The sequence below is a fragment of the Mesorhizobium sp. LNHC229A00 genome (genome assembly GCF_000502415.1).
Lineage (GTDB): Bacteria > Pseudomonadota > Alphaproteobacteria > Rhizobiales > Rhizobiaceae > Mesorhizobium.
Genome location: NZ_AYWQ01000002.1, coordinates 280,647 through 304,550, shown reverse-complemented (window position 1 = coordinate 304,550; position 23,904 = coordinate 280,647). Strand labels below are relative to the sequence as shown.

22 protein-coding genes, 1 tRNA gene and 3 pseudogenes are annotated in these 23,904 nt (G+C 62.0%); 18 read left to right on the top strand and 8 right to left on the bottom strand.

Annotated elements, in window-relative coordinates:
• Window positions 1-6 precede the first annotated feature (6 nt).
• Genes X742_RS164930 through X742_RS164940 form a run of 3 tightly spaced genes read left to right on the top strand, consistent with a single transcriptional unit; the run spans window position 7 to window position 2,698 of the window.
• The gene (locus tag X742_RS164930; protein ID WP_023770385.1) at window positions 7-837 is read left to right on the top strand and encodes an ABC transporter ATP-binding protein; all 831 of its coding nucleotides are present in this window, start codon (window positions 7-9) and stop codon (window positions 835-837) included.
• Window positions 834-1,649 (top strand): ABC transporter permease, encoded by an 816-nt coding sequence (locus tag X742_RS164935; RefSeq protein ID WP_023770384.1) that lies wholly within the window; start codon window positions 834-836, stop codon window positions 1,647-1,649. The genes X742_RS164930 and X742_RS164935 overlap by 4 nt, the downstream gene beginning before the upstream one ends.
• Window positions 1,650-1,687: 38 nt before the next feature.
• Window positions 1,688-2,698 carry an ABC transporter substrate-binding protein gene (locus tag X742_RS164940; protein ID WP_023770383.1) on the top strand — a complete coding sequence of 337 codons (1,011 nt, stop codon included), beginning with the start codon at window positions 1,688-1,690 and terminating at the stop codon, window positions 2,696-2,698.
• A gap of 35 nt (window positions 2,699-2,733) precedes the next feature.
• On the opposite strand, the gene X742_RS164945 is transcribed toward X742_RS164940, so the two are convergent.
• A complete protein-coding gene (locus tag X742_RS164945; RefSeq protein WP_023770382.1) occupies window positions 2,734-3,159 on the bottom strand; it encodes a hypothetical protein in 426 nt (141 codons plus the stop codon).
• Between the two features lie 99 nt (window positions 3,160-3,258).
• Here X742_RS164945 and X742_RS164950 point away from each other — a divergent pair, with 99 nt between their 5' ends.
• The 9 genes and pseudogenes from X742_RS164950 to fghA all read left to right on the top strand — a co-directional run bounded on the left by X742_RS164950 (window position 3,259) and on the right by fghA (window position 12,184).
• Window positions 3,259-4,287: a BMP family protein gene (locus tag X742_RS164950; protein ID WP_031247661.1), complete on the top strand. Its 1,029-nt coding sequence runs from the start codon at window positions 3,259-3,261 to the stop codon at window positions 4,285-4,287.
• Between the two features lie 77 nt (window positions 4,288-4,364).
• Window positions 4,365-5,933, top strand: a complete 1,569-nt coding sequence (locus X742_RS164955; protein WP_023770380.1) for an ABC transporter ATP-binding protein — start codon at window positions 4,365-4,367, stop codon at window positions 5,931-5,933.
• Window positions 5,930-7,027, top strand: a complete 1,098-nt coding sequence (locus X742_RS164960) for an ABC transporter permease (RefSeq protein ID WP_023770379.1) — start codon at window positions 5,930-5,932, stop codon at window positions 7,025-7,027. Before X742_RS164955 ends, X742_RS164960 begins: the two co-directional genes overlap by 4 nt.
• 3 nt (window positions 7,028-7,030) lie before the next feature.
• Window positions 7,031-7,966 (top strand): ABC transporter permease, encoded by a 936-nt coding sequence (locus X742_RS164965; RefSeq protein ID WP_023770378.1) that lies wholly within the window; start codon window positions 7,031-7,033, stop codon window positions 7,964-7,966.
• 48 nt (window positions 7,967-8,014) lie between these two features.
• On the top strand, window positions 8,015-8,821 hold the full coding sequence (locus X742_RS164970) for a 4-pyridoxolactonase (RefSeq protein WP_023770377.1): 807 nt from the start codon (window positions 8,015-8,017) through the stop codon (window positions 8,819-8,821).
• A gap of 27 nt (window positions 8,822-8,848) precedes the next feature.
• Window positions 8,849-10,027, top strand: a complete 1,179-nt coding sequence (locus X742_RS164975; protein ID WP_023770376.1) for an alanine--glyoxylate aminotransferase family protein — start codon at window positions 8,849-8,851, stop codon at window positions 10,025-10,027.
• A gap of 38 nt (window positions 10,028-10,065) precedes the next feature.
• Complete coding sequence (locus X742_RS164980; RefSeq protein WP_023770375.1) at window positions 10,066-10,812, top strand: SDR family NAD(P)-dependent oxidoreductase; 747 nt, start codon at window positions 10,066-10,068, stop codon at window positions 10,810-10,812.
• Window positions 10,813-10,915: 103 nt separating this feature from the next.
• Window positions 10,916-11,198: pseudogene (locus tag X742_RS1000000172070) on the top strand (hypothetical protein); the annotation flags it as partial.
• A gap of 150 nt (window positions 11,199-11,348) precedes the next feature.
• Window positions 11,349-12,184 (top strand): annotated as a pseudogene (fghA, locus tag X742_RS01000000169625) (S-formylglutathione hydrolase).
• A 524-nt stretch (window positions 12,185-12,708) separates the two neighbouring features.
• Here the strand turns inward: fghA and X742_RS164985 are convergent.
• Window positions 12,709-12,972 (bottom strand): DUF982 domain-containing protein, encoded by a 264-nt coding sequence (locus tag X742_RS164985; RefSeq protein WP_156939343.1) that lies wholly within the window; start codon window positions 12,970-12,972, stop codon window positions 12,709-12,711.
• A 656-nt stretch (window positions 12,973-13,628) separates the two neighbouring features.
• On the opposite strand from X742_RS164985, the gene X742_RS1000000172065 reads away from it, so the two are divergent.
• Window positions 13,629-14,369, top strand: a complete 741-nt coding sequence (locus tag X742_RS1000000172065) for a hypothetical protein (protein WP_084056166.1) — start codon at window positions 13,629-13,631, stop codon at window positions 14,367-14,369.
• Between the two features lie 1,408 nt (window positions 14,370-15,777).
• On the opposite strand, the gene X742_RS1000000175460 is transcribed toward X742_RS1000000172065, so the two are convergent.
• Together X742_RS1000000175460 and X742_RS164995 are read right to left on the bottom strand one after the other, a co-directional pair.
• Complete coding sequence (locus tag X742_RS1000000175460; RefSeq protein WP_023770371.1) at window positions 15,778-16,212, bottom strand: hypothetical protein; 435 nt, start codon at window positions 16,210-16,212, stop codon at window positions 15,778-15,780.
• Window positions 16,213-16,591: 379 nt separating this feature from the next.
• The gene (locus X742_RS164995) at window positions 16,592-17,248 is read right to left on the bottom strand and encodes an outer membrane protein (protein WP_023770370.1); all 657 of its coding nucleotides are present in this window, start codon (window positions 17,246-17,248) and stop codon (window positions 16,592-16,594) included.
• Window positions 17,249-17,717: 469 nt separating this feature from the next.
• On the opposite strand from X742_RS164995, the gene X742_RS165000 reads away from it, so the two are divergent.
• Window positions 17,718-17,963 (top strand): hypothetical protein, encoded by a 246-nt coding sequence (locus X742_RS165000; protein ID WP_245273805.1) that lies wholly within the window; start codon window positions 17,718-17,720, stop codon window positions 17,961-17,963.
• Window positions 17,964-18,683: 720 nt separating this feature from the next.
• Here X742_RS165000 and X742_RS165005 read toward each other — a convergent pair.
• Window positions 18,684-18,760, bottom strand: a tRNA-Met gene (locus tag X742_RS165005).
• Window positions 18,761-18,999: 239 nt separating this feature from the next.
• On the opposite strand from X742_RS165005, the gene X742_RS165010 reads away from it, so the two are divergent.
• Complete coding sequence (locus X742_RS165010; protein WP_023770367.1) at window positions 19,000-19,965, top strand: Gfo/Idh/MocA family oxidoreductase; 966 nt, start codon at window positions 19,000-19,002, stop codon at window positions 19,963-19,965.
• Window positions 19,966-20,026: 61 nt separating this feature from the next.
• On the opposite strand, the gene mnmA is transcribed toward X742_RS165010, so the two are convergent.
• Window positions 20,027-21,217: a tRNA 2-thiouridine(34) synthase MnmA gene (mnmA, locus tag X742_RS165015; protein ID WP_023770366.1), complete on the bottom strand. Its 1,191-nt coding sequence runs from the start codon at window positions 21,215-21,217 to the stop codon at window positions 20,027-20,029.
• Between the two features lie 283 nt (window positions 21,218-21,500).
• Here mnmA and X742_RS165020 point away from each other — a divergent pair, with 283 nt between their 5' ends.
• The gene (locus X742_RS165020) at window positions 21,501-21,776 is read left to right on the top strand and encodes a DUF1153 domain-containing protein (protein ID WP_006203587.1); all 276 of its coding nucleotides are present in this window, start codon (window positions 21,501-21,503) and stop codon (window positions 21,774-21,776) included.
• Window positions 21,777-21,837: 61 nt separating this feature from the next.
• Here the strand turns inward: X742_RS165020 and X742_RS1000000172055 are convergent.
• Window positions 21,838-22,032: pseudogene (locus X742_RS1000000172055) on the bottom strand (zinc-binding dehydrogenase); the annotation flags it as partial.
• 23 nt (window positions 22,033-22,055) lie between these two features.
• On the opposite strand from X742_RS1000000172055, the gene X742_RS1000000172050 reads away from it, so the two are divergent.
• Window positions 22,056-22,223 (top strand): winged helix-turn-helix transcriptional regulator, encoded by a 168-nt coding sequence (locus X742_RS1000000172050; RefSeq protein WP_084056216.1) that lies wholly within the window; start codon window positions 22,056-22,058, stop codon window positions 22,221-22,223.
• Between the two features lie 104 nt (window positions 22,224-22,327).
• Here the strand turns inward: X742_RS1000000172050 and X742_RS165025 are convergent, their stop codons facing one another.
• Complete coding sequence (locus X742_RS165025; protein WP_023770364.1) at window positions 22,328-22,705, bottom strand: flagellar export protein FliJ; 378 nt, start codon at window positions 22,703-22,705, stop codon at window positions 22,328-22,330.
• A 450-nt stretch (window positions 22,706-23,155) separates the two neighbouring features.
• Between X742_RS165025 and ctrA the strand changes: the two genes are divergently transcribed.
• The gene (gene ctrA, locus X742_RS165030; protein WP_006203583.1) at window positions 23,156-23,851 is read left to right on the top strand and encodes a cell cycle two-component system response regulator CtrA; all 696 of its coding nucleotides are present in this window, start codon (window positions 23,156-23,158) and stop codon (window positions 23,849-23,851) included.
• Window positions 23,852-23,904 lie beyond the last annotated feature (53 nt).

Sequence of the window (23,904 nt, the reverse complement as noted above, 5' to 3'; positions counted from 1 at the left end):
CAAGCCATGCGTGTTGAAACCATCCGGGCAGCCGGCGGCCGGCCGGCCCATATACGTCACGACGACCTGATCTCCGCCAAAGGCGTTTCGGTTGTCATGGCCAGGCAATTGGTGCTTGAGAACATCGATCTTTCGGTACCGAAGGGCTCGTTTCTTTCTCTCATTGGGCCTTCCGGTTGTGGCAAGAGCACCTTGCTCAAGGTGCTGGCCGGACTTGTAACTCCGACAAGCGGCAGCGTTTCGATCGCCGGGCTTGCGCCGGTCGAGGCGGCGCGCAAGCGCATGATCGGCCTCGTCTTCCAGGACGCCAACCTTTTGCCGTGGAAGAACGCTGTCGACAACGCTTCCATGCTGCTCGGAATCGCCGACAAGTCGCTTTCGCGCGCGCAACTACGGGCGCGCGGCCAGGAGATGCTTGAGCTGGTGGGCCTGGGAGACAGCGCCCACAAGCGACCAAACGAATTGTCGGGCGGCATGCGCCAGCGCGTCGCGATCGCGCGGGCGCTGGCGCTCGATCCGGCGGTGCTGCTGATGGACGAACCGTTCGGCGCGCTCGACGCCATCACCCGCGACCAGATGGGTCAGTCGCTGCTGGAGATCTGGCAGCGCACCGGCAAGACCATCGTTCTTGTCACCCACTCCATCGACGAGGCCATTCACCTGTCTCGCCATGTTCATGTGCTGGGGATCAAGCCAGGCCGGATCACCGAAACCCTCGACATTGGACTGCCCTATCCGCGCGATCTGTCGGTGACGGAAGATCCGGAGTTCGTCAGGCTGGTGGTTCAACTGCGCACGATGCTGCGCGCCAGCCACCAACCTGGAGGCGCGTCATGAGCGATCAACCCCTCACCCACCCCTCCGACTCGCGGCGCGCCCCCGGCTGGGTGGCCGCGACCGGGAGCTGGCTGCCGGCGGTCATACTTTTGCTGGCGACGATCGTCGTATGGGAGGCCGTGGTGCGGATTTTCGCTATCTCCGCCTTCATCATTCCCGCCCCGTCGGAGATCGCGCAATCGCTGGTCGCGCAATGGGCTACGCTGATGCAGGCGACACTGGTGACGGCCGGCGAGATCCTGTTCGGGTTCCTTGTCTCCGTCGTGGTCGGCGTCGCCATTGCGCTGGTCATCGTGCGCTTCGACTGGCTGGGGCGAGCGCTTTATCCGCTGGTGGTGCTGTTCCAAAACGTGCCGAAGGTGGCGCTCGCGCCGATCTTCATTCTCTGGTTCGGCTATGGGCTCGCGCCCAAGATCGGGCTGATCCTGGTCATTGCCTTCTTCCCGGTGACATTGTCGATGCTGGCGGGCATGCAGTCGGTTGACCGTTCGCTGCTGTCGCTGATGAATTCGGTCGGCGCCAGCCCGACGCAGATCCTGTTCAGGATCCGCGTCCCGCATTCGCTGCCCAACCTGATGGCGGGAACCAAGATCGCGGCCACGCTGAGCGTGATCGGCGCCATTGTCGGCGAATTCGCCGGCGCCTCGGACGGCTTGGGCTACGTCATCCAGTTCGCCTCGACCCAACTCGACACCGCGCTGGTCTTCGCGGCGCTGCTGCTCGTCTCCGTGCTTGGCATCGCCTTCTACTACGCCGCCGAAATCCTCGAACGCATCGTGGTGCCATGGGCACCGAAATTCAGCCAGGCCTAGGCCTCTCGATCAACCATCGTCAATAAAAGGGAACAAAAATGCTGAGACGCTCACTTATCAAGGTAGCCACGCTCGCGGCCTTTGCCGGCGCGCTTGGCTTCTCGAACGCGGCGCTGGCGGCTGACAAGGTCACCGTCCAGCTCGATTGGGTGGTGCGCGGCAACCACGCCATGTTCTTCGTCGGCAAGGAAAAAGGCTTCTTCGCCAAGAACGACATCGACGTCGCCGAAATCCGCAAGGGTTCGGGCTCGCCGGATGCCATGCGGCTGGTGGGCAACGGGAACGCGGATTTCGGTTTCGGCGATCTTCCCACGCTCGCCGTGGCCCGCTCGCAGAGCGTTCCGGTGGTGGCGTTGGCCGCCGTCAACCAGCACTCGCCGCTGGCAATCATGTCGCTCGCCAAGACGGTGAAACTCACCAAGCCGGCCGATCTCAAGGGCCTGACCATCGGCATTCATCCAGCTGGCTCGACCTACATCTTCTTCAAGGGTTTCCTGGCGGCTAACGGCCTGACCGAAAAGGACATGACGCTGAACAGTGTCTCGCCGCCCTATGAAAGCTATCTGCTTCTCGGCCGGGTCCAGACGGTGGTCGGCTATGTCGACGCCGAGGTTCCCGAACTGGAGGCCAAGGCGGGTGGTCCCGGTTCGCTCAGCATCATGATGGGCGCCGACCATGGCTGGAAGGCTTATGGCTCCGGCCTGTTCACCTCGGAGACAATCATCAAGGACAAGCCGGACGTCGTTGCGCGTTTCGTCAAGGCTTACAGGGAAGCCTTCGACTATGTCGTCGCCCATCCGGAAGAAGCCGCCGAGATCACGGCAAAGGCTGCTCCAGGCTATGCCGACAAGAAAGATGTGCTGCTGGCGCAGATCAACGCCGATATCGCCTCCACCTTCACCAGCCCCGACACCAAGGACCATGGCCTCGGCTGGATGACGAAGACGCAGTGGGAGGAAACGCTGAAGACGCTCACCGACCAGGGCGTGCTCAAAGCGGCGCTGTCGGCCGACGATGTCTTCACCGACAAGTTCCTGGCGAAGGAATAGGGCACGATGGCGCGGACCGACCGATCAATGAGCCCCTACCGGCATGCCAGGCTGTCCTGCTCCATGCCGCAGGACACCTCGCGCTCGCCTTTGGCGGCGTCGGTTCGGTCGAGCGCGATCTGCACGCGCGTGGCATATGCGCGACCCGCCAGGCCACACCACAGGCGCTCGACCGGCAGGTTTTCGCGCTTGACGTTGAGAATGGTGAAGGTGCCGGTCTTGGGATCGAACCAGAGTTCGAGGCAAGCGCTCATGCCCGGCTCTATCGTGGCGATCCCTTCTGAATACCAGTGGGCAAAATCGGCGTTGCAGGACACGCCTTCCTGGCCGGCATTCGAAATCGTCAACGGCACCATGTCGAGCCCATCGGTGCCCTTGCGGACGATCACCTGGTGCAACTCAACCGCGTTGGCAAGCGATGTGAACGCCAACATCACGGGGAGAACGTAACGGATTTTCACTTTGCCTGAGCTCCATGGGTAGTTTTCTCAGGCAGTCTATCTCGCTCGTGCGCAATAACAATAAAAATATTGATTGGAAAAGCAAACAGAGAGGGTAACATGTTAAAGATCCTGAAGAGCAGCGTAAGTGCATTAATACTGTCTGGTATCTTGATGGGCGGCGCGCTTGCCGGCGAAGTCAAGTCGATCGCCATCCTCACGCCTGAAGAAGGCACCGACTATGGCTGGAACCAGCAAGGCATCGATGCTGCAAAAGCAGCCGGCAAGGCAGCCGGCGTCGAGGTGGTCGTGGCCCAGGGCCTCGGCTATGGCGATGTCCGTCCGACGCTGCGCGAACTCGCATCCGACGGCGCCAGCCTGCTGATCGCGCATGCCAGCGGCTACAACACCTCGGCGCCCGAGATCGCCAAGGAACTGAAGGTTCCGGTAGCGATCGTCGACACGCCGAACGGGTTGGAGAAAGGCCTCATCGCCGACTACACGCTGAGCGGTCACCAGGGTGCCTATCTGGCCGGCCGTCTCGCCGCCAAGATGTCGCGCTCGAAGTCGGTCGGCATCGTCGTCTCCGGCGAACCGCCATCGTGGAACTCGCAGTCAGCGGCTTTCGCGCAAGGGGTGAAGGCGGAGAACCCGGACGTCAAGATCACCTATGCGGTGATCGGGCCGGCCGCCTACAGCGACGCGGCCGGCGGCAAGCGCGTCACCGAAAGCGTTATCGCCTCGGGCGCCGACATCATTTTCGGCCAGGGCAACGGCTCCAGCTTCGGCATGCTGCAGGCGGTGGAGACGACCAAGGCAGCGGATGGCGGCAAGGTCTATTTCATCGACGTCATCGGCGACAAGTCGCCAATCGACAAGGGCTTCCTGCTGTCGTCGGTGGTGTGGAACATCGAACCGGTCTACGCGGCGATGATCGCCGACCTGAAGGCCGACACGTTCGGTACCAAGCATTATTCGATCGGCCTCAAGGACGATTCCGTGCAGCTCCTGAAGACCGCCGCCATCCCCGACAAGGTCTGGAGCGAAATCCAGGCGCTGCGCGAGGACGTCATCTCCGGCAAGATCAAGGTCGAGCCAGTCTTTGACGCTGCCGCCGTCAGGGCGCTGATGACAAGCGTCGCCCAGTAGGGCGATCAGAAGTCGACTGCCGGAGGGGCGATCGGTCCGCCCCTCCGGACCATTCCCGTTTCCAGTGCTGGGCTTTCATGAGCAGTCGTTCTTCATCGTCCCTCGACAGCCGCGACATCGTCGCGCTTGAAGGCGTGACCAAACGCTTTCCCGGCATTATCGCCAACGACAGCATCGACCTGTCGATCCGCCCTGGCGAGGTGCATGTGCTGCTCGGTGAGAACGGCGCGGGAAAATCCACCTTGATCGGCATGCTGTCTGGCCTGCAGCAGCCGGACGAGGGGCGCATCCTTGTCGACGGCAAACCGACGCCGATCACGTCGCCGCGCCATGCGCTGGCGCTTGGCATCGGAACGGTGTTCCAGCACATGATGCTGGTGCCCACCCTGACGGTCGCCGAGAACCTGCTTCTTGGCGGGCCCTGGTGGCAGCGCCCCAGGACCGAAGAGCTTGCGGCCCGCGTCGCCGAGATCACCAGCAGCCTCGGCATCACGGTAAAACTGCATGCCAAGGTTTCGGAACTTTCGCTGGGTGAGCAGCAGCAGGTCGAAATCCTGCGCGCCATGGTGCGCAACAGCCGACTGCTGATCCTCGACGAATCCACCTCGATGCTGACGCCGAAGGGGATCGAGGAACTTGGCGCGCTGATGCGCCGCCTCGTCGAACAGGGTTTGGCTATCGTCTTCATCACCCATAAGCTCAAGGAGGCGGCCGCTTTCGGCGACCGCATCTCGGTTCTCAAGCTCGGTCGCAAGGTGGGCGAGATCCCGCCCGAGCGGTTTCGCGCACACGACGAGCAGGAGATCATTTCCGAGATCGTGGAGTTGATGTTCGGCAAGCAGGAGGACGATCCCGAAGCGGTCGAACGTCCGCCCCGCGCGGTCGATGCCAGTGCCGCGCCTCTGCTTCAGGTCGCGGATCTTACGGTCGCGCCGACCGACAATGCACCCGGCCTGTCGTCGATCTCCTTCGACATTCGCCCGGGCGAGATACTCGGCATCGCGGGAATTGATGGCAACGGCCAGAAACAACTGGCGGAAGCCTTGGCCGGTCAACGGGCGGCGACCAGCGGCTCGGTCCGGCTGGAGGGCATCGCCATCGAAGCGCTGAGTGTCGGCGAACGCCGCCAGCGCGGCCTTCGCTACCTGACCGACGACCGGCTGGGCGAGGGCACCGTCGGCACGTTCCCGGTCTCCATCAACTTCTTCCTCAAGCAGGTCGGGGCGGCGCCCTTCTGGCGCAGCGGCGTCGAGCAGCGCGCCGAGATCGACAGGCGTGCCGCCGAGCTCGTGCGCGAATACGATGTGCGCACGCCAAGCTTGAAGACGCCCGTTGCGCGGCTCTCCGGCGGCAATATCCAGAAGGTGCTGCTGGCGCGGGAACTGGCTGAAGGCGCGAAGGTGGTGATCTTCAACAAGCCGACCTATGGGCTCGATCTTGCCAACACACTGGCTTCGCGCCAGCGCATCCGCGACACGGCGGCGCGGGGCCTCGCCGTACTCTTGATCTCCACCGACCTCGAGGAACTGCTCAGCATGTGCGACCGTATCGCCGTCATCGCCAATGGCGCGCTGGTCGGCGCCGTGGCGAATGCCGACGACGTCCGTACCAGGGTCGGCCGCCTGATGATCGGACTTGCCGCATGAGCATCGACACAGCACCCACCGGCGGCGCCACCGCACTCGATGCCACAAGCGCCGCCGCCACGCGGCGAGACATAGTGCGCCGGCTGCTGATGACGCTTGGGCCGATCCTTGCCGCTCTCGTCATCGCCGGCTGCATCCTGCTTGCCGTCGGTGTCGACCCGCTCGCTTACTATGGCTACGTGCTGGAAAAAGGCCTGTTCTCGCCGCTCGGCATCCAGCAGACGCTGACGCGCATGGCGCCACTGCTGTTTCTCGCCGCCGGCCTGATCGTGGCCTTCCGTGCGGGCATGTGGAATCTCGGCGGGGACGGCCAGTTCCTGCTCGGCGCGGTCACGGCGGCGGCCAGTGCTCCGGTGCTGGTGCAGGTCATGCCAGCCTGGCTGGCGTTGTTCTGCGCGTTCCTGATCGCAATGGTGGTCGCCATGATCTGGTCGCTGGTGCCGGCGCTGCTGCGCGCCTATCAGGGTGTCAACGAGATCATCACCACGCTGATGATGACGTTCCTCGGCACGTCGCTCGCCAACGTGCTGGTCAAGCTGGTGTTTCGCGATCCCGGCACGACCGTGCCGCAGACCCGCACGCTGCCGGTGGAAGACCGGCTTCCGCGCCTGTTCGAAACCACCATTACCAGTGGCCTGCTGCTCGGCCTGGCGGCAATCATCATCGTGCACCTGGTGATGACGCGAACGGCATTTGGGCTGAAATTGCGGATCGTTGGCGCCAATCCGCGCGCCGCGGTTCATGCGGGGCTGGGCGTGCCCGGCCTGACGATTGCCGTCTTTGCCATTTCCGCCGGGCTCGCCGGCCTTGCCGGCGCCGTCGACATCATCGGCGTGCAAGGCAATGTTCGCGCCGACTGGAATCCGGCCTATGGGCTGGCGGTCATTCCGGCCGTGTTTCTCGCCCGCATGAACGGCTTTGCCGCGATTGGCTTCGTGTTTCTGCTTTCCGTGCTGTCGATCGGCGGCGAGAGCGCGGCGCGGCGGCTTGGCGTGCCCAATCACTTCACGCTGGTGCTGGTCTCCATCGTGCTGATCGTGCTCGCCTTGGCCGAATATGTCGATCACCGCTATCATCAGTCGAGAAAGGCTTAGGGCATGACCGGGCTCTTCAGCGAAGTCTTTCTCAGCGCATTGCTGTTTGGCGCCGTCACGGCCGCTATCCCGCTGCTGCTTGCCGGGCTTGGCGAGCAGATGTCGGAAAAGGCCGGCGTGCTCAACATCGGCATCGAGGGCATGATGCTGGCCGGCGCCTATCTCGGCTTCGTCGGCGCGTTCTATTCGGGATCGCTGTGGCTGGGCTTCCTCACTGGCGCTGCGGGTGGCATCGCGGTAGCGCTGATCATGGCGCTGCTTTGCGTGCGCATCGGGCTGAACCAGATCGTCATCGGCATCGCGCTGACGCTTGGTCTCGAAGGCCTGACGGCGCTGCTCCATCATTTCCAGTTCTCGCGCAGCTATCCCCGCCTGCCGGCGGCGGACGCAACCGTCATTCCGCTGCTGTCCGACATTCCGGTGATCGGCCCGGCCTTGTTCAGGCATCACCTGATCGTCTACCTGGCGGTCGCCCTGGTGTTCGCCATGAGCTACCTTTACCGCCGCACGCAGCTCGGTCTCAATCTGCAGGCAGCGGGCGACAAGCCGGCCGCCCTCGATGTCGCCGGCATCGACGTCATCAGGACACGCACCACCGCCGTGCTGACGACCGGCGCGCTGGCTGGGCTTGGCGGCGCCTATCTCGCCAATGTCGGAGCTGGCCTGTTCATTCCGTTCATCACCAACGGCGCCGGCTTCCTCGGCATCGTGCTGGCCATGCTGGCGCGGGGACGGCCGATCTGGGTGCTGTTCGGCGCTCTTCTGTTCGGCGTGTGCCTGTCGCTGACGACGGCCATGCAGGTGGCCGGCATCAACATACCGACCGATGTCATCCAGATGCTGCCCTTCCTGGCGGTGATGATCATGCTGGTGCTGTTCGGGCGGCGAGCCAGCCTGCCTGCGGCACTGGGCATTCCATACGAGCGCGGCGCGCGCTGAGAAAAACCAGACGCGCGGATGAACCCGCGCCGGAAAAAGGAGGCAACAATGTCGGATACCAAGGTCTACCTGCTCGACGGCGGCTCGCTTGTCCTCGACGGCTATCATGTGTTCTGGAACCGCGGCCCAGGCGGCGAAGTGCGCTTCCCTGTCTATTCGATCCTGATCGAGCATGCCGAGGGCCGCTTCCTCATCGATACCGGCTATGACTACGACCACGTCATGAAGGTGCTGCCCTTCGAGAAGCCGATCCAGGAAAAGCACCAGACCATTCCCGGCGCGCTGGCGCTGCTCGGGCTGGAGCCGAAGGACATTGACGTCGTCGTCAACTCGCACTTCCATTTCGACCATTGCGGCGGCAACAAGTATTTTCCGCATGCCAAGAAGATCTGCCACCGTTCGGAGGTGCCGCAGGCCTGCAATCCGCAGCCCTTCGAACATCTCGGCTATTCGGACCTCAGCTTCTCGGCCGAGGCCGCCGAAGCGCGCGGCGCGACCGCCCAGCTGCTGGAAGGCACGACACGCGCCAACTCAACTTTCGAGGGGATAGACGGCGACGTCGAGCTTGCCAAAGGGGTCAGGCTGATCTCGACCCCCGGCCACTCGATCGGTCATTACAGCCTTCTGGTCGAGTTTCCCAAGCGCAAGCCGATCATGTTCACGATCGACGCCGCCTACACGCAGAAGAGCCTGGAAACGCTTTGCCAGGCGGCCTTCCATATCGACCCGGTCGCGGGCGTCAATTCGATGCGCAGGGTGAAGAAACTTGCCGAGGATCACGGCGCCGAGCTGATGTACTCGCACGACATGGACAACTTCAAGACCTACAAAACCGGCACACAGTTCTACGGCTGATCGCCGCCAATCCCGGAGACCAAGACCATGCGCTATCCCGATCACGCGGATCCGGTCCTCACGCTGACGGCGGGGCCAGTCAATGCCTATGCCGAGGTGCTGCGGGGCCTCGGCCGCACGGTGCTCTACGACTATGACCCGGCCTTCCAGCTCTTCTACGAGAGGGTCGTCGACAAGGCTCAAAAAGCGATGCGGCTTTCCAACAAGCCGGTCATCCTGCACGGAGAGCCGGTGCTGGGTCTCGAGGCGGCGGCGGCGTCGCTGATCACATCGGACGACGTCGTGCTCAACCTTGCCTCGGGCGTCTACGGCAAGGGGTTCGGCTATTGGGCGAAGCGCTATTCACCGCATCTCCTCGAAATCGAAGTGCCCTACAATGAGGCGATCGACCCACAGGCGGTTGCCGCCATGCTGAAGGCGCATCCGGAAATCACTGTCGTCTCCGTCTGCCATCATGACACCCCGTCGGGCACGATCAACCCGATCGATGCCATCGGCGCGCTGGTGTCGGCGCATGGCGGCTACCTGATCGTCGATGCCGTCTCGTCTTTCGGTGGCATGAAGACGCATCCGGAGGACTGCAAGGCGGATATCTATGTGACCGGCCCGGGCAAATGTCTTGGCGCGCCGCCGGCGCTTACGATCATGGGCGTCAGCGACCGCGCCTGGGCCAAGATGAAGGCCAACAAGGCGGCGCCCCGGGCCTCGATGCTGAGCATCGTCGACTGGGAGAACGCCTGGTCGCGTGACAAGCCATTCCCCTTCACGCCCTCGGTGGCCGAAGTGAACGGCCTCGATGTGGCGCTCGATCTTTATCTCAACGAGGGGCCGGAAGCGGTTTGGGCGCGCCATGCACTGACGGCCAAGGCCATGCGGGCCGGCGTCGTCGCCATGGGCCTGTCGATCTGGGCCGCCAGCGATGCAATCGCCTCGCCGAGCACCACGGCCGTTCGCACACCCGATGGCGTCGACGAGAAAGCACTTCGCCAGGCAGCGCGCGCCCGCTACGGCGTGGTGTTTTCGTCGGGTCGCGGCGAAACTTTGGGGAAGCTTACACGCATCGGCCATATGGGCCCGACGGCACAGCCGATCTATGCGATCGCGGCGCTGACGGCGCTTGGCGGCGCCATGAACGCGGCTGGCCAGAAGCTTGCGGTCGGCAAGGGCATAGACGCGGCGCTGGCGGTGATCGACGCCGACGCCTGAACAGACATCAACAGACTACGCATCGAGGGAGAAATTTCATGACTGAACGGCTTGCGGGAAAGACGGCGCTGGTGACGGGGGCGGCACAGGGCATCGGCAAGGCGATCGCGGCGCGGCTGGCGGCCGACGGCGCGACTGTCATCGTCAGCGACATCAATGCCAAGGGCGCCAAGGCCGCGGCCGCCGAAATCGGCGGCAAGGCGAAGGCGATTGCAGCCGATATCGCCGATCCGGCCTCGGTGAAAGCGCTGTTTGGCGAGATACAGTCGCTCACCGGCGGCGTCGACATCGTGGTCAACAATGCCAGCATCGTGCCGTTCGTCGCCTGGGACGATGTCGACCTCGACCATTGGCGCAAGATCATCGACGTCAACCTGACGGGAACCTTCATCGTCACCCGCGCGGCGACCGACCAGATGCGGGCGGCGGGAAAGGCCGGACGCGTGATCAGCATCGCCTCCAACACCTTCTTCGCCGGCACGCCGAACATGGCGGCCTATGTCGCGGCCAAGGGAGGCGTCATCGGCTTCACCCGGGCGCTGGCCACCGAGCTTGGCAAGTACAACATCACGGCCAATGCGGTGACACCCGGCCTGATCGAGAGCGATGGCGTCAAGGCGAGCCCGCACAACGAGGCGTTCGGCTTCGTCGAGATGCTGCAGGCGATGAAGGGCAAGGGCCAGCCCGAACATATCGCCGATGTCGTGTCGTTCCTGGCCAGCGAGGACGCCCGCTGGATCACCGGCCAGACGTTGAATGTCGACGCCGGGATGATCAGGCACTAAGGGCAATCGTCAGATTTAGCGATGTTTCGGTAGCGAGATCGCGCTACCGCCCTTCCCACCCTCTTCGAACCGTCCGTTCCGGCTTCGCTGCTACCGCCTGAGCGCCCACAACCACGCCTGCGGCTGCACCAAAATGCTGGAAGCCGAAGGTGCTGTATCCTCGGTGACGGCGGTCGCCGGCACCGGCGATGTCACCGACACCGAGAGAGGCGACAAGCTCACGCGGCAGGCTGAGGACGATCGGGCTGGAGCCTTATGACTGCCTCAATCCGGGCCTGATGGACTACATCGCCACCTGGACGGCCAAGAAGTCGGCGCCCTGCCGGCCTAGAATGGCCGGCCATCGAAACGTCTGGCTTTTCGTTGGCCCCCAGCCTCCCGGCTAGGTCAGCGTGTCCCAAAGCCTTGCGTCTACCGGCGGCGTTATCAGGGTGCACCTCGATAACGCCGCCGGGACTGATTAGCGGCGCGCGGTTGCGAGCGATGCATCCGGCCGCTATGCCGGGCCGGGATCTCTTGACGAGAAGGCAGAGCTGATGAAAGTTGTTTCCACGTCCAAGTCGCATGGCGGCGTGCAAGGTGTTTATTCGCACGCTTCCGAAGCCTGCGCCTGCGACATGACCTTTGCCGTCTTCGTGCCGCCGCAGGCCAAGGATGGGCCGCTGCCGGTGCTTTGGTATCGTCGGGCCTCACCTGCACTCATGCCAATGTCATGGACAAGGGCGAATACCGGGGCATGGCGGCCGAGCTCGGGCTGATCGTGGTCTGCCCGGACACAAGCCCACGCGGCGAGGGCGTGGCCGACGAAAAGGATAATTGGCAGTTCGGCTCGGGCGCCGGCTTCTATGTCGACGCGACGCAGCAGCCATTCGCCGGGAACTACCGGATGTACTCTTATATCGTCGACGAGCTGCCGGCCCTGATCGCCAGCCAGTTCCCCGCCGACATGGAGCGCCAGTCGATTTTTGGCCACTCCATGGGCGGGCATGGCGCGCTGACCATCGCGCTGAAGAACTCCGAGCACTTCAGAAGTTGCTCGGCGTTCGCGCCGATCGTTCAGCCGATGACGGCAGACTGGTCGCGACCGGCTCTGGAAAAATATCTCGGCAAGGACGAGAAATCCTGGCGCGCCTACGACGCAACAGCGCTGATCGAAGACGGGCACCGCTTCGGCGAATTCCTGGTCGATCAGGGCACCGCCGATGGCTTCCTCAAGGACGGCCTGCGGCCATGGCTTCTCGAAGACGTCTGCAAGAAGTCCGGCATCGCGCTCACCTTGCGCATGCAGGAAGGCTACGATCACTCCTATAATTTCATCTCGACCTTCATGGACGACCATTTGAAATGGCACGCCGCGCGCCTTGCCAAGTAGGAGCACGCCAGGGGCCATCACTCCGTCAGGATCGAGTTCGAGTCCGGCAAACCATACGCGGTGTCGGCCCTCCATCGGCTACGTCGCTGGACAGCCTGTAGCCTTTGTTAGCGCGCACGCCGCGCGGCGACATGCCGAACTGTTCGGATATCTGCCGCTGGGTGGCGAGGTGATGCGGTCGCTGGCGCGGGATCCGCAGGGCAAGAGCCTGAGCACGCCGATGCTGACACGGCGGCGCGGAAATTCGCCGCGAACTCGATCGTTAGGCGCTCAAACGGGTATGGCTGCGTGGATAACAAACCAAGCCACCTTCCGCCCAAGCTCATTAGATATCTGAGAACATTGTAGAAATTGGTGGCGGGAGAGGCGGCAGGTGCTTCAGCGGCCGGCTGCTGGCCAACGTTCGGCATAACCTTGGTCGGCCCGCGCTTTTCTGCCGAGGGGCGCGGGCTTCCGGGGTCGCAGGGCGCGCGCTCAAACCGAGCGCGGCAACTGGCGATCCTGGGCATGGATGGCCAGCACGTCTAGGCGCTTGAGCGCCTCACTCGGCTGATCTGACCAACCATGTCCTGATCTCTCGCGGCTTTGACAAAGGCTGCAAACGCGACGGATTGCCGGCAGGTTCCTGCCTGAGCCTCCTCCAGCAAACGCAATGCCTGTCGATAAGAATGCAAGTTCTTGTTCTTCCATTCGCCATTCATTGCCGCTCTGGCTTCGGCCACCGACGAGATGGCCGTCGTCGTTTGGAGGTTCATAAATGCAATCCGCACAGGCAGGAAAGCGCTCAATGTCAATCCTCTTTGACGGCGATAGGCCCTGCAAGCTTTTCAGGCCGCCATTGGTTGCAGTAGCCGCGCCTTTTGCTCGCAACCACGAGATAGCGGTTGCCCTATTATCACAGCCAGCAACATTACTCGCTCCCCGTTCATGTTGTTGGGCCGCGAGGCGTTAATTGATACCGCGCCATGATGCTACGTAGCCATTTGAGGAGGCTGATCTGTGCTGGTCGGCTGTCCGCTTGATGGCTGTTTCCAGCGTCAGTGCGACTAANTTCGGCCACCGACGAGATGGCCGTCGTCGTTTGGAGGTTCATAAATGCAATCCGCACAGGCAGGAAAGCGCTCAATGTCAATCCTCCTTGACGGCGATAGGCCCTGCAAACTTTTCAGGCCGAGATTGGTTGCAGTAGCCGCTCTTTTTTGTTGCAGACCGGCTGTCGCTCGCCTCCGAGATGGTGATTGCCCACAGTTGACAGGCTGGCTCTCGCAAGGCGATTTGCCGCCGCCTTCGCTGTGAATCTCATTAAGAGTTTAGCGGTCGCCTTCACTGCTGATAAGCTGTGTTCCCAGTAAACACGGCTGTGTTGCACCCGAATTGCTCTCTGCATCGTTGCTAATGCACAGTCAACATTCCGACTGTCGAGGCAACGCAACAGGAGAGTATCATGAAGCCTTTCATGAAGACCTTCGCCAGAACTCTGGCTAGCAGTGCTTTCATTATTTCCTTGTCGCTTCCAGTGACCGCCGGCGGCCTAAGCGTCGGTGCAGGTGCTTCCGTGGGTGGTAGCGGCGGTGTGAATGCGGGTGTCGGAGCATCGGTTGGTGGCTCGGGCGGCGTCAACGCTGGTTTGGGTGCTTCAGTCGGCGGGGCGAGTGGCGTCAACGCTGGCGTTGGAGCATCGGTGGGCGGCAGCAATGGCATTGCTGCTGGCGCTGGCGCGACGGTGGGCGGCCCAAAGGTCTTAAAGGCCCGACTTGGCGCAACAGTGGGAGGTCCCACCACCCTGAGGGCTGGTGCAGGTGCGTCGGTTGGCGGCGCGAGTGGCGTCAGAGCCGGTCTTGGAGCATCGGTCGGTGGCAATAGTGGTGTCAGTGCCGGCGCGGGTGCCAACGTTGGCGGTGCTGGTGGCGTGACTGCCGGGCTCGGCGCAGATGTCGGCGGAACCAGCGGCATCGGCACCGGCATAGGCCTGGGGGTCGGTGGGGTCACCACTCCAAGCAATCCGTCCAATCCGTCGAACCCGAGCAACCCTTCCACCCCAACCACGCACCTGACAGCCGTCGTGGCTCAAATGTCGGATAGCAAGGTTGCTCGTATGAAAAAGCGCTGCGCTGACGTACTCAGCAGCGAAAGCACCTATGACCGCGACCTGCGCCAGCTCTGTCTGTTGATCGCTCGCCGATAGGCACACCACACGCAGGGCCTTATCAGCACTCTCCAAAGCCTTGCGAAGAGCCCGCTGCCGAAAGGTGGCGGGCTTTTTGTTTCGGGCGTGCTAACTAGGAACGCATGTCATGCGGATCGTTCTGTTCGCAATCGCGGTGCTGCTCTTCATGGCAAGCGGCTTTTGGTGGCGGTCGAACTCCTGATCGCTGGCGGTTGACAGACAGCGCAGACGCAAGGCATTTTCTCTCCCAGGAAAACGCGGGCAGCACCATTTGAAAAAGCAATACGAAAAGCCAGAACTGAAGAAGCCGGAGCGCTTGGGCAGCATCGCAGCAGCCCTGGTCATCCTATCCGGCCCGAGCGCGGTCTGACCCGATCGATAATGCAATCAATTAGGCCCGCTGGCTCCGGTCAGCGGGCTTTTTCACGTGCGGGAACATTGTCCCGTAGGAAGGTTAAACCATACGGTGGTCGATTCCCTCCGGGATGTAGCCACTCCATAAGGAGGCCCGTCGCCGGAGCGCGCGCGGCGGGCTTTCTTAATGCTGTTTCATCGCGGCGCACGCAACCCGGATTCATGGATAGCTAATTTAGCTGCGGAACATATATCAGAGACCAAGGTTCGGGAGCGGGCCGTCCCTCTCCAGCGGCCTTCCCAAGTCACCTGCCCGCTGGCCGAGCCAGCGGGCTTTTTCGGACGGGTCTCGTAGGCCAACCATTCTATTCGAAATCGTGGTGCTGCTGTTCTAGGCGAGCGGTTTTTGCCGCCTATCAGGCAACTGGAATATGGATGGACCAAGCCCTTGACGCTAGGCGCACGCCGCTGGCAGCGGTGCTGGAACAGGGCATAGGCGCTTCCCGAACGGGCGCGACAAACGAGAGACCGGGCTGGAGGGTCAACCCGCGCGATTGCTGTAAGTCTTCCTTACGGAGCGGCCCGCGGCCTCGACTACAGTTCGCATCCTGTTGCGCAGGGCGATATTGTCGGCCAGCATTTTTTCAGAGCGTTCGATTGCGAGCTCAGTCCGGCTAATGCGCTGTTCCAACGCCAATGTGTCGACTTTGTCGGGTTTCGTGCTGTTCATCATTAGGTGTTAACTCACTGCATACCGGTTCGTTCCGAGTTTCAGGCTGCGGCGACTCGCTTGCCGCCGAACTGGTGACGCAGTTTCATCGCGGCACAGTTTCGAGTGCACCGAATTGCATCCTATCCTCGGCCCGGGTCACCAACGCCCGGGCAGTCCCTTGATTCATCCCTAGGGACGCCCGCCGCTGCCGTGAATGGGGCGGCGGGCAATTTGCCGCAAAGGTCACGTCGTCAATCTCATTGCTCGGCGTCCAACCTCGCATTGACACGGAGAAGAACTTGAGATTTTCAGGTTGGGTGCCGGTCCGCGCGACACTGGGGACTAACCTCCCGTACTTTGTTATTTCCGCTTTGGGAATTCGATCACCTTCGCCTCAGGCTGCGGCTCCAGCGGCTCGTGCCCCGGCTCTTCATGCCAGATAACTTGCCGCAGATCGCGCATGTCGACCTTTTGACCGCAACTCGGGCAAGCATAGAAATGGTCTCGCTCATCCCGCACCGGGGCGCCGTGCAGTTTGCCGGGGAGTGGCGGGCCAAGGTCGGTGAGCTCATTCCGTTCCAAGAGGTCTAGGCGCTGATCGGGTCCGGCCAAGCTGTACTCGTATACGGCGGTTTGCTCTTCATGATCACCCAGAACCAATGGTCCTGCAGTGCCCTCGGCGAGACCCTTTGGCTCTGGCGTCGCTTCGGCGGCCTTCATGGGATCGTTCTCCACCACGATGCCCAATGACACGACCGTGTCGCCGTAGATCTCTTCCACCTGATACTTCGTCATTTGGGTGCTCAGCGACCCCTGAGGTTCTTCGCCTCACGTTCCAGCGTGTCGCGGTCGTTGCCGTACTTCGCGATCCATCCGAGAACGGCTGTGGAAGCGTGTGCAGGAGCGTGCCGGGCCGCCTCCGAAAGGGTTGAAGCGGCCCGGACGCAATGGGTGAAGTCGGGCCTTATCGGCCGTGTGAAGCACTTGCGCGGCGAGGAGGACCTACGCCATGCGTCAATGCAGGATTTTCGAGGATGGCGGTCGGTAAGGAGTATCGCGCCTGCGCACAGGCGAGCAAGCATGCGCCATATCGCGACGAACACTCACGCAAGGGATCACAAAAAGAAAAAGCCCCGGCGGTGTGCCGGGGCCATCTATCGTGCTTGCCGACGTACTAGAACTTGTAGTTCAGACCGACGCGAACGGTGTGGAAGGGGACTTTGACGTCAACACCACCCAAACCGCCGGGGTTGAACGTCTCTTTACCCAGGTCCGTGTAAAGATACTCAGACTTGAACGACCAATTGTTGGTGATGGCGTATTCAGCGCCCGCGCCAACGGTCCAGCCGACCCTGGTCTTGGACAAGTCGAGCCCAGGGGCAGAAATCTTTTCGTGACCGTAGGCCAAGCCGCCAGTGCCATAGACCATGAAACGATCGACGGGCGTGTAGCCAAGGCGAGCACGCACCGTGCCGAACCAGTCAACCTTTGTTTCGAGACCACCGGGGCCGCCGAAAGATAGGTCGGCCTTAATGTCGGAACCCTGGAAGTCGGCTTCGACGCCGTAGACGAATTGGCCAACCTGCCAGTTGTAACCGGCCTGAACGCCGCCCAGGAAGCCGCTCGCATCAATGTCGATCGAGCCAGGGGCGCCGCCAGAAGGAGCAAGATTAAACGTGCCAAAACCGCCGCCTGCGTTCACGCCGATGTAAGCGCCAGTCCAGTCAAAAGAGGCAGCAACCGGTACAGGCTCCGAGACTATGGCATCGGCCGCATAAGCGCTGCCGGACACTACGGCCAGAATGGTGGTCGCAAGCAGAATGGTTTTCATGGAAAAGCCCCTTCGATCGAATGCAGTTAGCAGCCTAGTACCTTCCTTCAGAGGCGTAGCCAACCCGGATTCTGGTAGCGTTCGGCAAACAGTCCGGCGCGTTGCAGCTGCGCAACACTCTACAACTTGCAACTGCGCCAATCGCAACCCCCGCTAGGTCTGCCGCTATCCTCCTCACAGGTACCGCTCAACGTCTGCCTTGTGCTCGAAACAGAACCAGTGCTGTTCTTGACGCGGCCGGGCAAAGCCAAAGCCGGCATGCCTGCCGCATCCATCATGCTCGCAGCCATGACCGAGTACCCTGGCGCTCGCGCGGTGCCGCCGTTGTGCCTTCGGCAAGCTTTATCGGTTCGTCACTCATCCGCGGATAGACTCCACAGGACGGCTTGACGAACAAGGAATTTGTTCCTTTTCTGTTCTCATGGCGCACGATCCGATCGACACGCTGGGTAAGGCGGCCCGGCACAATATGCTTGTGAAAGTGGAATGCAACTGCGGCAATGTCCGCTACTGCGGATCAGCCGATCTCATGATGGTCTATGGCGGCGGCATCGATCCCATGAAGCTGAAATTCGACTGCAACCGGTGCAAGCCATCGATCAAGATCACGCTCCTCGAGGTCCATCCCGAGCACCTTCCCAAGAGGCTGATGATCCACAAGCCGATGAAGGTAGATGGCAAGATCACCTGGTACACCGAAAGGTTCCGGGGATGAGCGAGCGCCTGAAGGTTCGTCTCGCATATCAACGCGGCCGGCAGGTGGTCGACGGCAGCACCATCGTGGATACCTTCGAGACCAAGGAAGACGCGTTCCGCTACATGGTCGACCGCGGCGCTTGCGTGTGTCTGACTTGGCGGGGCACCGGGCCTTTTTATCGGAAACCGTCAGGGGAGAACATGTCAAAACACCTTGCTACGCTTTTAGCAAGGCAACGCTACGGTATGCTTAAATCAAGGCGGGACAGAACGGCAGCAAACCGGCCCAAACGCCGGAAAGGCCGGGCTTGTAGGGCAGGCGATGGTACAAAGCGGGACGGCCACAAGCGAATTTCAAGACCGGTGCCTTAACCGTTCGGCCCAACCGGGTCTGCTGCCGGCCTTTGCGCCTTCAAGGCCTCATCGGCTGCGAGTGTAGCTGACGTTGAAGCGGATCCAGCGCAGATGTCTGGATGATCCTGATGCACTGGTGCGAGCGACGGAGGGACCGGCCTTTCGGCCGATCAGGCCATTCGCGCAATCAACTCCTCGACGCCGGTCGATTGCGTTTCACATTGTTCCTCGCCACGCGTCGCGTTTCATGTCGCGTCGACTTGCCGAGAGTCGTAGGAAACCCTTGGAAATCAACGGTAACCGATTGCAACATGACGCCACATGAAAGCGGCCAGCTAAGAAGACCAGCGCTCTGTCAAATCGTTGGGTTCGTTGCAGAAAGTAATGGTAGCGGGAGAGGGACTTGAACCCCCGACCCCAGGATTATGATTCCCGTGCTCTAACCAACTGAGCTACCCCGCCAGGGCGGCGACAGACCCGAAAATCCGCCTTAAATCGAAAGGCATTTCGAGGCGTTCGCCAAGGTCGCGCGGATATAAGGTTGGGAGGGCGAGCCTGTCAAGCTTCGATGCATTCGACATCGGGGCTATTCTCGACGGGGAAAAGCTTTGCCGCACGAACAGCTGGTTGGCGCCGCCGGGGTTGAGTTCGACGGGGCACGTCGCTATGTCTCGGCCACGAGTTTTTAGAGTTTGAAACAGATGAAGCCGCGCATTGCAGTCCTCGGTTGCGGATACTGGGGCTCCAACCACATCCGCACCCTCAAGGCGCTCGGCGCATTGCACGCGGTTTCCGACACCAATCGAGCTCGCGCCGAAGGCTTCGCCAGCGAACAGGACTGCCTGGCGATCGAGCCGGACCAACTGTTCGTCCGCGATGACATCGACGCCATCATCATGGCCTTGCCGCCGCAGTTCCATGCCGATCTCGCCGTGCGCGCCGTCGAGAACGGCAAGGACGTGCTGGTGGAAAAGCCGATCGCGCTGACGGTGGCCGATGCCGAGCGTTCGGTTCAGGCGGCCAAGGACAATGGGCGCGTGTTCATGGTCGGCCATGTCCTGCGTTTCCATCCTGCCTTCGAGACGTTGAAAGGGCTGATCGACAAGGGCGAGCTCGGCGAGGTCCGCTACATCCATTCGCACCGGCTGGGGCTCGGCAAGTTCCATACCGAGAACGATGCGCTATGGGACCTGGCGCCGCACGATCTGTCGATGATCCTGGCCATCACTGGCACCGAGCCGATCGAGGTGCGCGGGGAGGGAGCGGCACTCCTCGACAATCTCAGCGATTTCGCGCATCTGCACATGCGCTTTCCCAACGGACTGCGCAGCCATCTTTTCACGTCGCGGCTCAACCCCTATCGCGAGCGGCGGCTGACCGTGGTCGGCACCAAGGCGATGGCGGTGTTCGACGATGTCGAGCCATGGGAGCGCAAGCTTGCGGTCTACCGCCACGCCGTGTGGCAGGACAGCGGCCAGTGGGCATTCACCACCAATGAGCCGTCCTATGTCGCGGTTGCCCAGGGCATGCCGCTGACGCGCGAGCTGGAGCACTTCATCCACTGTATCGAAACGCGTGCCGAACCGCGCACCAGCGGCGAGGAAGCGATCAGGGTGCTGCGCATCCTGACGGCTGGCACCGTCACCCACACCAAATCCACGGCCTGAGGGGGAAGGCTAGGTCGTACTCCTGGTACGTCGCACTCCTGGCACGGCGGGCCGGGGAGAGCTACTCGGCGGGAACTTGCGCCGGCTTCGCGGCCAGCCGGCTCAGCATCGCTTCGGCTTCGGCGCCGCGCTCGGAGCGCACGATGAAGCCGCCGCCGAAGACACGGGCCTCGTTGCCGTCGTCCGAATAGAGCACGCAGGCCTGTCCAGGCGCGATGCCGGATTCACCGTCGGCCAATTCGACCGAGGCCACACCTGCCTCGTGACGCAGCACGGCGGGCCGTGGCGGCCTGGTCGAGCGCACCTTGGCGAACAGCTCGATACCGCTGGCGGGCACATCGGCGAGGCCTCCGTCTCCCAGCCAGTTCATGTTGCGCAGATAGATCTTGTGCGTCTCCAGCGCCTCGCGCGGGCCGACCACGACACGGGCGCGCTCGGCGTCGAGATGGACGACATAGAGCGGTTCGCCGGACGCGATGCCGATGCCACGGCGCTGGCCGATCGTGTAGCGCAAAATGCCCTCGTGGCGACCGAGCACGCGGCCGTCGATATGAACGATGTCGCCCGGGTTAGCCGCGGTCGGCTTCAACTTGGCGATGATGTCGGAATATTTGCCCTGCGGCACGAAGCAGATGTCCTGGCTGTCCTGCTTGGCGGCGACCGTCAGCCCCATCTCCTCGGCGATGGCTCGAACCTGGGGCTTCGACAGGCCGCCGAGCGGAAAGCGCAGATAGTCGATCTGCGCCTGCGTGGTGGCGAACAGGAAGTAGCTTTGGTCGCGGTCGGCATCGACCGGCCGGTAAAGCGCCCGGTGGGCGCCATTGGCGCCGGAGCGGATGTAGTGGCCAGTGGCCAGCGCGTCGGCGCCGAGATCCTTGGCCGTGGCCAGGAGATCGGCGAACTTGACCGTCTGGTTGCAGGAAACGCAAGGAATGGGGGTTTCGCCGGCGACATAGCTCTCGGCGAAGGGATCGATGACCGCCTTGCGGAACCGCTCCTCGTAATCGAGCACATAATGGGGAATACCCAGCGTCTCGGAAACGCGGCGGGCATCGTCGATGTCCTGGCCGGCGCAGCATGAGCCGGCCCGATGCGTTGCCGCACCATGGTCGTAGAGCTGCAAGGTGACGCCGACGACATCGTAGCCCTCGCGCTTCAACAAGCCGGCGACCACCGATGAATCGACGCCGCCCGACATGGCGACGACGACGCGGGTCTCTTCGGGACGTCTGGGAAGGTCGAGACTGTTCATGGTGCTTTCATTTCGCGGCAGCTCAAATGCCAATGTCGAGAATATAGGTCAAGCTTTCATGCGGCGCCAGCTTGCAGGACGACACCGGCGTGGCGGACGCTGTGAGGGACACATTTCTCCCGGCTAAAACAGGGCTTCCGGCCGTATATTTCAAATGCCCGCTAAAAGACTAACGCGGCGTTCACGATCCTTACCTAGTCATTAGGGTCTGCTTAGGCAATTTTTAAAGCTGTGGCGGTAACGTGGCGGGGATTGGGTCTTTGAGTTTTTTGTAGAGAGTACGATGACCGATCTGGTTAGACCTAGAGTCAAATATGTTATCGGGCCTGACGGCAGCCCTCTCACGATTGCCGATCTGCCGCCGACGAACACGCGTCGCTGGGTTATCCGGCGCAAGGCGGAGGTGGTTGCAGCGGTGCGCGGCGGGCTTTTGAGCCTTGAAGAGGCATGCCAGCGCTACAAGCTGACCACGGAGGAATTCCTGTCCTGGCAGGCGTCGATCGACGAATATGGCCTTGCCGGGCTGCGCACGACGCGTATCCAGCAATACCGGCACTAGCCCGGTCTCACCACAAGCAAAGGGCGCGGCATGCCGCGCCCTTTGCTGTCAGTGTCGCCGCTCAGACCGTCAGCGCTACCTTGCCGATCGGCTTGGTGGCGAAAAAGGCGTGGGCGGCTCCCGCCTGGTCGAGCGGAAAGGTCCTGGCCACATGGACGACAAGCTTTTGCGCCTCGATCAAACGGGCGAGCGCCAGCAGGCCCTCGCGGTCGGGCACCGCCCACATGCGTTCGACCCTGATATTACGCGAGCTGGCGTCGGCGCGCGTGGCGGCGCGAAATCTATCCGGTCATTCCGCCACGCGTCCAATATGAACTGACCGAACTCGGCCATAACCTGGCCGGACTGCTTACCCAGATCAGATCATGGGCGGAGCAGCATGCGCCTGGTATCAGGGATGCCCGGGCAAGGGCGAGCGCCAGAAATGAGGAGGATTGGGCGGTCTAGGTCTTGCGTGCCAGCAACGCTTTCGCGGCGGCTTGCTGTTGCCGGTTCAGGCTGTCGCCCGACAGGGCTCGCTTGTGCGCCAGATAGCGCCGATGTCGGCCGACTCAGCCGATCATGGCGCTGCGGCCGCCTGTTTCGGCCTCGCGGACCTTGGTATCGCGTGATTCCAGCATCTCAGCCTTGGAAAGCTCCGCTTCAGCTTCGCCGAGTAATGATTCGGCGGCGCTTCGCTGCTGGGCGAGGTCGCCTTGCGAGTTCCTGAGATTGTCGCGGCGCAGGCGCGCCGCCTTGGCGAAGGTCGGATAGGCGAAATGATTGATATCCGTGATGCCGGCTTTCTTTTCCTCGGCGGTGATCTGAAGCTCCAATTCGACGGCCATGCGCTCGAACTCGGCGATCATCATGTCGAGCTGCAACAGCTGGCGCCGCTTCTCATTCACCTGAAATTGCTTCAGCCGAACGAGGTTTTCACGTGACTTCATGATTCGGTACTCCCGGAAACGCACATCCGCACATATCGTCCAAACCACCTGGAAAGGTCCAAGCGCTGCCCGTATCCACCGGCTTTCCCCGCACTATGGGAAACAAAACCCTAAAGTTTTTTGCCGACGGTAACCATTCGTTTACGGGCATTGTTAATCATACGGGTCAGGGCTTAAGGCCGGGTAAAAATTCCGGCCGCCGAAGCGAAGCCGCGTCGATGAGTCCCTGGAGTCACTTAGTCCAGGTAATTAATGTGCTGCATTAGGAATTTGGTCTGTGATTCGTTATTGGATTCAAGAGGGTGTAGAAAGGGGTTAAAAAATCTGATACCGTATTGGACGGGAAATTAGGTTTTGTTAACCATTCGATGGCAGCCTCTGCACAAGGCAACCACTGCTCCGGGACAGGACGGGTCGTGAAATGGTCCGGCGGCAGAAAAGGGGAATTAAATGCGTGTTCTGCTGATAGAAGATGACAGTGCAACCGCACAAAGCATCGAGCTGATGCTGAAATCGGAAAGTTTCAACGTCTATACGACAGACCTCGGCGAAGAGGGTGTCGATCTAGGCAAGCTGTACGACTACGACATCATCCTTCTCGATCTCAACCTGCCCGACATGTCCGGCTACGAGGTCCTGAGAACGCTTCGCCTCTCCAAGGTAAAGACGCCCATCCTCATCCTCTCCGGCATGGCCGGCATCGAGGACAAGGTACGCGGCCTAGGCTTCGGCGCTGACGACTACATGACCAAGCCGTTCCACAAGGACGAGCTGGTCGCGCGCATCCACGCCATCGTGCGCCGCTCGAAGGGACACGCCCAGTCGGTGATCACCACGGGCGACCTGGTGGTCAACCTCGATGCCAAGACCGTCGAAGTCGGCGGCCAGCGCGTGCACCTCACCGGCAAGGAATACCAGATGCTGGAGCTGCTCTCGCTGCGCAAGGGCACCACGCTCACCAAGGAGATGTTCCTGAACCATCTCTATGGCGGCATGGATGAGCCGGAATTGAAGATCATCGACGTTTTCATCTGCAAGCTGCGCAAGAAGCTCGACGCCGCGTCCGGGGGCCAGAACTACATCGAGACTGTCTGGGGTCGCGGCTATGTGCTGCGCGAACCGGAAGATATCCGCGTCAGCGCCTGAGCGCAGTCGGCAGCGCACTTCTAAAAAACCCGGCTTGGCCGGGTTTTTGTATT